This window comes from Streptomyces sp. NBC_01166 (assembly GCF_045039765.1).
Taxonomy (GTDB): Bacteria; Actinomycetota; Actinomycetes; order Streptomycetales; family Streptomycetaceae; genus Streptomyces.
Genome location: NZ_CP108613.1, coordinates 3,126,080 through 3,137,652, shown reverse-complemented (window position 1 = coordinate 3,137,652; position 11,573 = coordinate 3,126,080). Strand labels below are relative to the sequence as shown.

At 71.8% G+C, this 11,573-nt stretch carries 10 protein-coding genes; 8 read left to right on the top strand and 2 right to left on the bottom strand.

Going from position 1 to position 11,573, the window contains the following annotated elements; genetic code table 11:
* Positions 1 to 145 precede the first annotated feature (145 nt).
* The gene (locus tag OG379_RS14445) at positions 146 to 742 is read left to right on the top strand and encodes a histidine phosphatase family protein (protein WP_405662736.1); all 597 of its coding nucleotides are present in this window, start codon (positions 146 to 148) and stop codon (positions 740 to 742) included.
* Between the two features lie 261 nt (positions 743 to 1,003).
* On the opposite strand, the gene OG379_RS14440 is transcribed toward OG379_RS14445, so the two are convergent.
* Positions 1,004 to 2,359: a tetratricopeptide repeat protein gene (locus OG379_RS14440; protein WP_405662734.1), complete on the bottom strand. Its 1,356-nt coding sequence runs from the start codon at positions 2,357 to 2,359 to the stop codon at positions 1,004 to 1,006.
* 253 nt (positions 2,360 to 2,612) lie between these two features.
* Here OG379_RS14440 and OG379_RS14435 point away from each other — a divergent pair, with 253 nt between their 5' ends.
* Complete coding sequence (locus OG379_RS14435) at positions 2,613 to 2,981, top strand: hypothetical protein (RefSeq protein WP_405668505.1); 369 nt, start codon at positions 2,613 to 2,615, stop codon at positions 2,979 to 2,981.
* Between the two features lie 89 nt (positions 2,982 to 3,070).
* Positions 3,071 to 3,964 (top strand): spermidine synthase, encoded by an 894-nt coding sequence (locus OG379_RS14430; RefSeq protein WP_405662732.1) that lies wholly within the window; start codon positions 3,071 to 3,073, stop codon positions 3,962 to 3,964.
* 5 nt (positions 3,965 to 3,969) lie between these two features.
* Here the strand turns inward: OG379_RS14430 and OG379_RS14425 are convergent, their stop codons facing one another.
* Complete coding sequence (locus OG379_RS14425; RefSeq protein ID WP_405662729.1) at positions 3,970 to 4,524, bottom strand: hypothetical protein; 555 nt, start codon at positions 4,522 to 4,524, stop codon at positions 3,970 to 3,972.
* Positions 4,525 to 4,602: 78 nt separating this feature from the next.
* Between OG379_RS14425 and OG379_RS14420 the strand changes: the two genes are divergently transcribed.
* The 5 genes from OG379_RS14420 (at position 4,603) to OG379_RS14400 (ending at position 11,573) form a co-directional block, all read left to right on the top strand.
* The gene (locus OG379_RS14420; RefSeq protein ID WP_393765813.1) at positions 4,603 to 5,307 is read left to right on the top strand and encodes a response regulator transcription factor; all 705 of its coding nucleotides are present in this window, start codon (positions 4,603 to 4,605) and stop codon (positions 5,305 to 5,307) included.
* Positions 5,304 to 6,782: a sensor histidine kinase gene (locus OG379_RS14415; protein ID WP_405662726.1), complete on the top strand. Its 1,479-nt coding sequence runs from the start codon at positions 5,304 to 5,306 to the stop codon at positions 6,780 to 6,782. The genes OG379_RS14420 and OG379_RS14415 overlap by 4 nt, the downstream gene beginning before the upstream one ends.
* A 127-nt stretch (positions 6,783 to 6,909) precedes the next feature.
* On the top strand, positions 6,910 to 8,391 hold the full coding sequence (locus tag OG379_RS14410; RefSeq protein WP_405662723.1) for a cellulose binding domain-containing protein: 1,482 nt from the start codon (positions 6,910 to 6,912) through the stop codon (positions 8,389 to 8,391).
* A gap of 690 nt (positions 8,392 to 9,081) precedes the next feature.
* On the top strand, positions 9,082 to 10,404 hold the full coding sequence (locus tag OG379_RS14405; RefSeq protein WP_405662721.1) for an ABC transporter substrate-binding protein: 1,323 nt from the start codon (positions 9,082 to 9,084) through the stop codon (positions 10,402 to 10,404).
* Between the two features lie 170 nt (positions 10,405 to 10,574).
* Positions 10,575 to 11,573, top strand: coding sequence for a carbohydrate ABC transporter permease (locus tag OG379_RS14400; RefSeq protein ID WP_405662718.1), 999 nt, complete (start codon positions 10,575 to 10,577; stop codon positions 11,571 to 11,573).

The following is an 11,573-nucleotide window of genomic DNA, read 5'->3' as shown; positions in this document are numbered from 1 at the left end:
GAGCGGGGCCCGATCCCGCACCGGTCTCCCAGCCGGCCGCTCGCGTCCGCCGCCCCGTCGCCGTCCCGGACACCGCCGTCCCGGACCCACCAGATCCTAGGGTCCCCGGATCTTCGGATCTCCGTATTTTTCAGGGAGAGCCGTCATGGCACCGCGAATCCTGCTCGCCCGGCACGGCCAGACACAGTGGTCGGTCCAGGGCAATCACACCGGCAGGACCGACATTCCCCTCCTCGACACCGGCCGCGAGGGCGCCAAGCTGCTCGGCGAACGGCTGCACCGGGAGCCCTGGGGCGGCCTGCCCGGCGTCGAGGTGCGGACCAGCCCGCTCGTCCGGGCGGCCGAGACCTGCGCGCTCGCCGGATTCGGCGAGCGGGCCCAGCCGTGGGACGCGCTGATGGAGTGGGACTACGGGGATTACGAGGGGCTGACCCCGGCGCAGATCAAGGCGGACCGGCCGGACTGGCTCATCTGGCGCGACGGGGTCCCGGGGGGCGAGAGCCTCGCCTCACTGGCGGCCCGGGCGGACGAGGTCGTCGAGTGGGCGCGGTCCGCCGACCGCGATGTGCTGGTCTTCGCGCACGGCCACATCCTGCGGGCGCTGGGATCGCGGTGGCTGGGCGAGGACGTTTCGTTCGCCGCGCGGATCCGGCTGGAGCCCACGTCGCTGTCGGTGCTGGGGTGGGCGTACGGCCGCCCCGCGCTGGAGCGCTGGAACGACACGGGCCACCTGGACCGCTGACCGGGGGGCCCGGCTCGGCCTCATGCTCGGGCCGAGCCACATGCAACTCGGGCCGGCCAGTTCAAGCCCGCTCGCTCTTCGGCTCGGGCCGGCCAGTTCACGCCCGTCCGGCGATTGAGGACGGAACCGGTGCGCGTGGTCCGGGAGGCGTTTTCCTCCACAGGCTCATACGGGCAGCCGGCCCCGTGCGACACCAGGGTTCCGTCCTCAAACGCCGGACGGGTTGGTTCCGCCCGCCTGGACCGGGTCTGCGGGCCCGCCTCACGTGTCCGGGGGCAGCTCCTCGTAGCGCGCCAGGAGGGCCGTCACCTCCGGGCCGCCCCGAGGACGGAGCACCCGTACGGCGCTCGCCAGCATCCCGCGGATGCGGGAGGACTGGACCCGGTCCAGCAGGTCCAGCACCTGGTGGCCCGCCGCCGCGGCCTCGTCGGCCGCGCCCGCCCGCGCCAGGTCACCGGCGAGCTGCGCGCGGTACAGCGCGAGGTTCCGGGTGAAGTGCGGGTCCTGCAGCCGGGTCGCCCGCCGGGCATGCCGCGCCGCCCGGGGCCAGTCACCCAGTGCCGACCAGCACTGCGCCTCCAGCAGCTCCAGCTCCGCCTCCCGGAAGAAGGTCATCCACTCCGGGTCCGCGTCGCTCGGCCCGCGCCCGAACGCCGTCTGCGCCCGCCCGATCGCCTGCTCGCACCCCGTTCGGTCCCCGAGCCACGCCCTGGCCCCCGCCTCCCGCAGCGCCAGCAGGGCCAGCAGCCGCGGTGAGCCGAGCGGCCCGGCCGCCCGCTGCCCGGCCTCCGCCGCGCGGACGGCCTCCCGGGCCCTCCCCGTGTCGCGGGCCAGGAACGAGGCGTTGCAGAACGCGTGCGCCTCGAGCGCCGCGTCCCCGGCCAGCCGGGCAGTCGCGAGCGCCTCCGCGTAATGGGAGCGCGCGTCGTCGAAGCGCCCCGAGTCGTGGGCCAGCCAGCCCACGGAGATCGCCAGCTCTCCGGCACCGGCGTGCAGCCGGTCCGCCGTGCTGCGCCGCGCCGTGGTCCCGGAGTCGAGCAGGGCGTACGCGGCCCGGAGCGGCTGGGAGGCACGCCGGTAGAGGCCGTCCGCGCCGTGCCGGTCGTCCAGCAGCCGGATCTGGCGCACGGCTTTCTCCACGGCGCTCACCTCGGCTTCGCCGATCCGGCGCTGCGCGGGGACGGTGAGGGGGCCCGCGGCGGACGCATGGCCGCCCAGGCCCAGGGACGCGGCCGCCACCGTGGCGGTACCGCTGGTCATGAACACGCGACGCAGCACGTCGCTCTCCTCGTGGATCTCGCTGTCGAGCGCGGGGGGTGTGGTGGGCGGGGGCAGAGGTGTCGTGCGGGCCCCCCGGCCGCGCACGCTCTCGCGCGCCGAGAAGCCCAGGTCCCCGAGGCTCGCCCCGGGGAACATGTGCAGGAACACCCGTTCGTACGCGTAGTTGGGGCAGCGGATCTCGCCGGACTCCACGCGTCCGATGTACCGGGCGTCACACGCGACGTGTTCACCGATCTCGCGTGCGGCCCGTCGGACCGCGGCCGCGAACTCCCCGGCGGAGCGCTGTCCGCGCAGCCGCCGGAAGGCGAGGTTGGGAACTGCCCGTGTCGACACCATGGCGGGGCCCTCTCTGGTGCAGCCGGGCTCCTGCTTCCGGTGTCCCGGCGGAGCAAGAACGTACCTGCTGTGACAGAGCGCACACGCAGCGTTTAGCAATAAAGCGGACATCTCGCCCGTGATCCGCCATGAACTGCCATCCTTTGCGGCGGCGTGCCGCCGTAGCCCTTGACGCCGTCGGCGCGTTGGTCCATGAGGAGACGGGGCGCGGCACCGTCTCGTCGAGACGAGAGGAGGGGTTCCCTTGCCTCACATGGACAGGGCCCCGGAGATCACACCGTGCGACCTGGTGACCGTCCCGGCGCGTCAGGGCCTGGAGGCCGTGGACATCCTGCGCAGGGGAGCGGAGAACGAGCCGGTCGGCCCGGTCCTGCACGACGGAGCCTGCGCCGTCCTCGGTTTCCTGGTGCCGCCCGGCACGGCGGAGGCGTGGGACGTACCCGGCAGCGCCTGTACGAGGACGGACGGCCGCGGGCTGCGCGTGCCCGCCGAGCCGCCCGTGATCGGAGGGGGGTGGCTCCTGCCGCCCGCCGAGGAGACCCCGGTCACCGATCCGGCCGTCCTCCGGGCCGCCCTCGACCAGGCGGCCAGGCTCATCGAGGCGGCCGACAACTGCCGCTGAGGCCATAATGGCCAGGTGGGCGGGGTTTCCCGCCGTCGCCGGCCCTACCGGGGACCGGCCGAACCGGTGAGCAGTGGGGACGAGCGCGCGTGGCACGTCGAGGAGCGGCAGCGGCCCGGGGCGCGAGCGACCGGAAGCGGTCCGAGCGCCGGCAGGAGTCCGTCTCCGCGACGGTGGACGGCGGCCTCGCCGAGCTCGTGCCCGACCGTGAGCGCCCGCGCGCGTGGACGCTGCTGCTGGACGGGGCCCCGCAGTCCCATGTGGACCTGGACGATCCCGCGTACCTCTCGTTCGAATACCAGCGCAGGCTCGGCCATGTCATCGATCTCGCCGCGCCGGCCGGCCGGCCCCTCCAAGTGGTGCACCTCGGCGGCGGAGCCTTCACGCTCGCCCGGTACATCGCCGCGAGCCGCCCGCGTTCCACGCAGCAGATCGTGGAGATCGACGCGCCCCTCGTCCAACTGGTGCGGCGGGAACTGCCCCTGGACCCACAGGCGCGGATACGGGTCCGTTCGGCGGACGCCCGGGCCGGGCTCGGCAGGATCCAGGACGGCTGGGCCGACCTCGTCATCGCCGATGTCTTCGGCGGGGCCCGCACCCCCGCGCACCTCACCTCCGTCGAATTCCTCGCCGAGGTGCGCCGGGTGTTGAAGCCCGGCGGGCAGTACGCCGCCAACCTCGCGGACGGCCCGCCGCTCGCCCATCTGCGCGGCCAGATCGCCACGGCCGCCTCGCTCTTCCCCGAGCTGGCCCTGGCCGCCGATCCGACCGTCTGGCGCGGCCGACGCTTCGGGAACGCGGTCCTGGTCGCCTCCGACCTGCCGATCGCCGTCGCCGATCTGACCCGGCGGGTCGCGAGCGACCCGCACCCCGGCCGTGTCGAACAGGGCCGCGCGCTCGCCGACTTCACGGGAGGCGCCGCAGCCGTCACCGACGCGGGCGCCAAGCCGTCGCCGGCCCCGCCGCCCGACGCGTTCTCGTAACCGGACTACTGGTCCACTGTCTCCACGACCGGTGGGTGTCCGTTCCAGGTGCAGAACACCGACACCGTCGCACCCGCCCCGTCGCTGAAGTCCACCCGGATCCACTCCGGGTTCGTCCACACCTGCATCGACCAGCCCGGCTCCGGCGTCGCAGAGACCAGCTTCGCCGAGGCCTCCGCCAGCTCCAGGACGACCCTGCCCCCGCGCGTCGGGTAGCTCTTCACCTCGCCCGAGGCGGCCGGGGACGCGGGGGGCTCCGCCGCCCCGCTGCTCGCGGCCGGCGGCCGGGAGGACGGTTTCCGGGAGGGCCGTGGGGACGCCGGGGCCGTGGAGCGGGAGGCGGTGGCACTCGGCGAGGGGGGAGGCAGCGCGCGGTGCGTCGAGGACGACACCGGCTCGTCCGTCGCCTGCGCGCCACGCGCCCCCACCGAGATCGGAACCGCGCGCGGAGGGTCGTAGGCGGTCCCCGACATGACCGTGTGCACGCCCCACCACGACAGGGTCACCGCCGCTCCCGTGGCGAGCGACCACGCGATCGCGTGTACGAGTCCTCGTTGCATCGGGCACATCCTGCACCACCCGCACACGTGCTGTCCTGGAGGGGACTCTGTTACTCCGGATGGGCTACGGTGCGGCGCATGCCTAGTGTGCTCGTGGTCGAGGACGACCAGTTCGTACGTTCCGCCCTCATCCGGCACCTGACCGAGGCCTCGCACACCGTACGGAGCGTCGGGACCGCGCTCGAAGCACTGCGCGAAGTCGCGCACTTCCGCTTCGACGTCGTCGTCCTCGACCTCGGGCTGCCCGACCTCGACGGCTCCGAGGCTCTGAAGATGCTGCGCTCCATCACCGACGTACCCGTGATCATCGCGACCGCGCGGGACAACGAGGCCGAGATAGTCAGGCTGCTCAACGACGGCGCCGACGACTACCTGACCAAACCGTTCTCGGTGGAGCACCTCTCCGCCCGCATGGCGGCCGTCCTGCGCCGCACCCGCGGCCCCGGCGCCCAGGCGCCGCCCCCGCGGGTCCTCCAGGTCGGCGGGCTCTCCATCGACCCGCTGCGCCGCCAGGCCGAACTGGACGGCGCCGCGCTGGACCTGACCCGCCGTGAATTCGACCTGCTGGCCTTCCTCGCCGGCCGCCCCGGCGTCGTCGTCGCGCGCCGCGAGCTGCTGGCCGAGGTCTGGAAGCAGTCCTACGGGGACGACCAGACCATCGACGTCCATCTCTCCTGGCTGCGCCGCAAACTGGGCGAGACGGCCGCCCGGCCGCGCTATCTGCACACCCTGCGCGGAGTCGGCGTCAAGCTCGAACCTCCTGCCACCGGGCCGTCCGCATGAGATGGGCCCTGGTCAAGGTCTGCCTGGCGGTCACCGCCATGGTCGTGATCGCGTTCGCCGTCCCGCTCGGGCTCGTCATCAAGGAGATGGCCCGTGACCGTGCCTTCTCCGACGCCGAGCGGCAGGCCGCCACGATCGGCCCCACCCTCACCATCACCACCGACCGTGAGGAGCTGACCCGGGCCGTCCTGTCCACCGAGCCCGGCGGCCGGGGACGCCTGGCGGTCCACGTCCCCGCAGCCGGACAGGGCGGCGACCGCCTGGAGATCGGCACCCGGCGCGCCACCCGCGAGGACCTGGAGACCGTACGGAAGTCGGGCCGCGCCTCCATCGCCGAGGTGCCCGGCGGCTCCGCGCTGCTCCAGCCCACCGCGCTCGGCTCCGGAGGCATCGCGGTCGTCGAGGTGTTCGTGCCCGAGGACGAGGTCTCCAACGGCGTCGGCACGGCCTGGCTGGTGCTCGCCGCGGTCGGGATCGCGCTGATCGTCGGCTCGGTGGCCGTGGCCGACCGGCTCGGCGTACGGATGGTGGAGCCCGCCCAGCGGCTCGCGGGCGCCGCCCAGGACCTGGGGGAGGGCCGGCTGGGCACCCGGGTCCCCGAGGAGGGTCCCACCGAGCTCCGCTCCGCGGCGGTCGCCTTCAACTCGATGGCCGACCAGGTGGTCCAGCTCCTGGCCAACGAACGCGAACTGGCCGCCGACCTCTCGCACCGGCTCCGCACCCCGCTGACCGTGCTCCGCCTCAACGCCGCCTCGCTGGGCGAGGGCCCGGCCGCCGAGCAGACCAGGGCGGCCGTCGAACAGCTGGAGCACGAGGTCGACACGATCATCCGTACGGCCCGGGAACAGCGCCCGCAGACCCAGGGCGGGCAGACGGGGGCGGGAGCCGGGTGCGACGCGTCGGAGGTCATCCGGGAACGCATGGGGTTCTGGTCGGCGCTGGCCGAGGACGAGGGGCGCACGGTGCGGCTGGCGGGCGTGGACCGCACCGTACGGATCCCGGTGGCCCGGCCCGAGCTGGCCGCCGCTCTGGACGCGCTGCTCGGCAACGTCTTCCGGCACACCCCGGAAGGCACCGCCTTCGCCGTCGACGTGCACCACACGGGCCACGCGGTGATCGTGCTGGTCTCGGACGCCGGTCCCGGGATACCCGATCCGGAATCCGCCCTGGCCAGGGGTGCCAGCGGGCGGAACGGAGCTCGGGGCGAGGTGGGTTCCACCGGCCTCGGTCTCGACATCGTCCGCAGGGTCGCCGAATCCACCGGCGGTGACCTGCGGATCGGGCGGTCGGTGCTCGGCGGCACCGAGGTGCGCATCTGGATAGGGCTCGACGGCGGGCCGGCCGAGCGCGCACGCCGGGGCCACCGGGTGGGGCGGCGTACCGGAAGGCGGGGACCCCGGGGAGCGCGAGGCCGGAACGCGGAGTTCCGAGGCGTTCAGGGGTCCGGCCCGAACCCCAGGGACAGCCGGTCTTAACCGGCACCGATGTCTCCCTTAAGCAAACCCTAAGAACATCAACTCGGGTCCCATGAGTACCTTTTGCCTGGTTGGCGGCGGCTAGCGTGCAGACGCAATCACCCCCCCGGCAGGACAGAGGCACGCGATGGCCACCAGTACGCACCGCCGCACGACGAGCACCCGCACGAAGGCCGTCGGTGCCCTCGTCGCCGCGGCCGTCGTGGGCGGCACGGTCTTCGCGCTCACCGGCACCGCGCAGGCGGCGGCCGTGGGCGCCACGTACACGAGGGCCAGCGGCTGGACCGGTGGCTACACCGGGCAGTACGTCGTCTCGAACGACACAGGGACGGTCCAGTCGGGCTGGACGCTCGAATTCGACCTGCCCGCCGGTACGGAGATCGACTCGCTCTGGAACGGCGAGCACACCGTCAGCGGCAACCACGTCACCGTGAAGCCCGAGAGCTGGAACAAGGACATCGCTCCGGGCGCGTCCGTGACGGTCGGCTTCGTCACCAAGTCCGCCTCCGCGACGGCCGCCGCCGATCCGGAAGGCTGCCGCATCAACGACGCCGCCTGCTCCGCGGACGGCGGCACGACCCCGGAACCCAGCGGACGCCCGACCGAGACCCCGGCGCCCACCTCCACCCCGGCGCCCACGTCGACGCCGACGGAGGAAGCCACGCCCACGAAGACCGCGACGGCCGAGCCGTCCGGGACACCGGGCGGCACGGCCGGCGGAGCCGGATTCGCCCCGTACGTCGACACGTCGCTCCACCCCGCCTACGACCTCCTGGACACCGCGTCCAGGACCGGTGTCAAGGAGTTCAACCTGGCGTTCATCACGTCGGGCGGCAGCTGCGCCCCGCTCTGGGGCGGGGTCACGGGACTCACCGACGACAAGGTGGCCGCCCAGATCGGCGCGCTGCGGGCCGAGGGCGGCGACGTGCGGGTCTCCTTCGGCGGGGCGGCCGGCGCCGAACTGGCGCTGCACTGTTCCTCGGCGGAGGAGCTCGCCGCGGCGTACGCCGAAGTCATCGACACGTACGAGCTGACCAAGGTCGACTTCGACATCGAAGGCGGCGCGCTGCCCGACACCGCCGCCAACTCCCGCCGCTCGGCCGCCATCGCCCAGCTCCAGAAGTCGCACCCCGGTCTCGACGTGTCCTTCACGCTGCCCGTCATGCCCGAGGGGCTGACCCAGCCGGGCGTGGACCTGATCGCGGACGCGAAGAAGAACGGCGTATCCATCGACGCGGTCAACATCATGGCGATGGACTACGGGGCTTCGTACAGCGAGGACATGGGCGACTACGCCACCCAGGCGGCCACCGCCACGCAGGCCCAGATCAAGGGAGTGCTCGGGCTCACGGACGCGGAGGCCTGGAAGGCCGTCGCGGTCACCCCGATGATCGGCGTGAACGACGTCGCCACCGAGATCTTCACCGTCGAGGACGCCACGCAGCTGGTGGAGTTCGCCCAGCAGAAGGGCATCGGCCGGCTGGCGATGTGGTCGGGCACGCGGGACGCGCAGTGCGAGGGCGGTGCTAAGCCGACCGCGGACGCCACCTGCAGCTCGATCCTCCAGGAGCCGCTGGCCTTCACCAAGGCGTTCGGCGCCTTCGGATAGTCCGCACCGCCCCTTCGGCCACCACCCCGACGCGCGCGTCCCGGCCGCCCCCACGCCCCCCACACCCGGCCGGGACGCGCGTCCCCTTCGTACCCCTCCACGCCCGGTCCCCGGTGCGCGGAGGGGCCCTGCTTTGCCCGGCCCTACGGGAGGAACCGGAACCTCCCCGCGCCGCAGTGGAGTTCGGGGAAAGAACACGGAAACGCCCCATGACCCCCCTGTGCACCCCCGGAACCCCCCGTCCCGTTCATTTTCCGGCGGGCATCTCGCGGGGGCGGGGGGCGGCGCGGCCCTTTCGGGCATGGCGCGGGAATCTGTGCGACGGACCGTCCCTTCTCGCGTCCGGAGAGGCATATGGGCGGCCAACACCCTTGTGACCTGCGGCAATTGGGATTCCTGTGCGCTGCGCATGCAGGGTGCGGAGGTAAACGCAAGCCCTCGGTCGGACACGTTCCCGTGACTTGCAGGACACGCTCGGGCAACGGAAGCGTCTTCAACTCTTGACACCCACCCCGCGAGGTAGCAATCTTCCGGCATCAGCGCATGGGAGCGCTCCCATCTCGGACGAGGTTTTTCGCTCGTACGGGGACGGCACCGCCCATGCCCTCTCCGTACCACCGGCACCCGCACCCACCAGCGCGTATGCCGCAGTTCGAACGCAAGTCCCACCCTGGAACAAGGAGTAGTGGAATGCGCATCACCCGCACCGTCGCAGGTCGAAGCCGCAGAACCGCCATCATGGCCACAACGGGCCTCACGGCCGCCGCCCTGCTGCTGACCGGCTGCGGCGATTCCGGCTCGGATTCCGACGAGGCCGACGCGGACGGGAACATCACCCTGACCCTCGCCGACTTCGGACAGTTCGGGTACAAGGAGGCGAAGCTCTTCGAGAAGTACCACGAGCTCCACCCGAACATCACGGTCAAGGCGAACACCGCCGCCGAAGAGCCGGTCTACTACACCAAGTTCCTCCAGCAGCTCAACACGGGCAGCGGCCTGGCCGACGTGCAGGGCATCGAAGTCGGCCGCGCGAAGGAACTCGTCGACACCAAGGCGGACGCCTTCGCCGACCTGTCCAAGGTCATCGACACCAGCCAGTGGGTGAACTGGAAGGCGCTGCAGGCGACCACCGACGACGGCAAGGTGATCGGCGCCGGTACCGACATCGGCCCGATGTCCATCTGCTACCGCCGTGACCTGTTCGAGCAGGCCGGACTGCCCACCGACCGCGAGGAAGTCGCCGCGAAGCTCGCCGGCGGCTGGGAGGACTACCTCAAGCTCGGCGAGGAGTACAAGAAGAAGGCCCCCAAGGGCACCTTCTTCATGGACTCCGCCAGCGCCATGTACAACGGCGTGGTGAGCTCCGGCTCGGAGCAGTACTACGCGAAGAACGGCGACCCGATCTACAAGGAGAGCGCCGGCGTCAAGGCGGGCTGGAAGCTCGCCTCCGAGGCGGTCGACAAGAAGCTGACCCAGGGCCTGGCCCAGTTCCAGGACCCGTGGAAGGCCGCTCTGCGCCAGGGCACCATGGCCACCGTGGCGTGTCCCGCGTGGATGGCCGCGCAGATAGCCACGTACTCCGGCGACAAGTACAAGGGCAAGTGGGACATCGCCCGCACCCCGGGTGAGACCGCGGCCAACTGGGGCGGTTCCTTCCTCTCCGTGCCCGCGAAGGGCAAGCACGTCAAGGAGGCCGGTGAGCTCGTCAAGTGGCTGACCGCGCCCGAGCAGCAGGCCGCCGTGTTCAAGGCCGCCGGTCTCTTCCCGTCGAACAAGGGCGCCTACGACCTCCCCGACGTGAAGACCGCCAAGCTCGAGTACTTCAACAACGCCCCCATCGGTGAGATCTACGCCGAAGAAGCGCAGATCATCCCGGCCGCGGTGCTCGGCCCGAAGGACGGCGTGATCAAGGACACCTTCTCCAAGCAGATCAACAACATGGAGCAGCGGGGCACCAAGCCGGATGCCGCCTGGGACGCCGCCATCAACGACATCGACAAGGTGGTCGGCTGATCTTCGCCGGTGCGGGCGGCCGGGACGACTTCCACGCGTCCCGGCCGGCCCGCACCGGTGCCGGTTTCTCCACCGGCGCCGCGCACCTTCTCCGACACCTCTGCCGGACCTGACCAGAGGCCCGGCCTGCCCCTGCGGTGTCGGCACACCCCAGGGAAGGACTCCCACCTGTGGCAACCACGACCCCCACGCGGGGCGCACAAGGCTCCCGGCCCGGCCGCCGTGCCCCGAAGCCCATGACTCCCGGTCGCCAGGCATGGCGCAGCTGGCTGTGGCGATTCGACGACAAGGCGTCGCCGTACGCCTACATCGCGCCGTTCTTCCTCGTCTTCGGAGCCTTTGGGCTCTACCCCCTCGTCTACACCGGCTGGATCGCCCTGCACAAGGTGGAGATGACCGGCCTCGACCAGATGGAATGGGTCGGCTGGGAGAACTTCAGCACCATCCTGCAGGACTCCGAGTTCTGGACCGCGGTCACCAACACGTTCGTCATCGGCGTCATCTCGACCGTCCCGCAGCTGATGGTCGCGCTGGGCCTCGCCCACCTGCTGAACTACAAACTGCGGGCCAGTACCTTCTGGCGCACGGTGATTCTCACCCCGTACGCCACCTCGGTGGCCTCCGCGGCTCTCGTCTTCGCCCTGGTGTTCCGGGCCGACGGCGGCCTGTTGAACTGGGTGCTCGGGTTCTTCGGTTTCGGTGAGACGAACTGGGTCAACGGCCACTGGACGTCCAACATCGCCATCGCCGTCATCGTGATCTGGCGCTGGACGGGTTACAACACCCTGATCTACCTCGCCGCGATGCAGGCCGTGCCGTCCGATCTGTACGAGGCGGCCTCGCTCGACGGTGCCTCGCGCTGGCAGCAGTTCCGTAACGTGACGATCCCGGCGCTGCGACCGACGATCCTCTTCACGATCGTCATCTCGACCATCGGTTCCATGCAGCTGTTCGGTGAGCCCCTCCTTCTCGAAGGAGGCACCAACGGTGCGCAGGGCGGCACCGAGCACCAGTACGAGACGCTCAGCATCTACCTGTTCAACTACGGCTGGAACCTCGGGCACCTCGGTACGGCCGCCGCAGTCGCCTGGGCCATGCTCGTCCTGCTGCTGCTCATTGCCGCGATCAACTGGCTCATCGGGCGCCTCGGGCGCAAGACCGCGGCCTGA

Bases quoted from the DNA above. Each gene is read 5' to 3' on its own strand.
- OG379_RS14405 (WP_405662721.1), top strand. From the start codon at position 9,082: ATGCGCATCACCCGCACCGTCGCAGGTCGAAGCCGCAGAACCGCCATC.
- OG379_RS14415 (WP_405662726.1), top strand. From the start codon at position 5,304: ATGAGATGGGCCCTGGTCAAGGTCTGCCTGGCGGTCACCGCCATGGTC.
- OG379_RS14440 (WP_405662734.1), bottom strand. From the start codon at position 2,359: ATGGTGTCGACACGGGCAGTTCCCAACCTCGCCTTCCGGCGGCTGCGC.
- OG379_RS14425 (WP_405662729.1), bottom strand. From the start codon at position 4,524: ATGCAACGAGGACTCGTACACGCGATCGCGTGGTCGCTCGCCACGGGA.
- OG379_RS14410 (WP_405662723.1), top strand. From the start codon at position 6,910: ATGGCCACCAGTACGCACCGCCGCACGACGAGCACCCGCACGAAGGCC.
- OG379_RS14435 (WP_405668505.1), top strand. From the start codon at position 2,613: ATGGACAGGGCCCCGGAGATCACACCGTGCGACCTGGTGACCGTCCCG.
- OG379_RS14445 (WP_405662736.1), top strand. From the start codon at position 146: ATGGCACCGCGAATCCTGCTCGCCCGGCACGGCCAGACACAGTGGTCG.
- OG379_RS14420 (WP_393765813.1), top strand. From the start codon at position 4,603: ATGCCTAGTGTGCTCGTGGTCGAGGACGACCAGTTCGTACGTTCCGCC.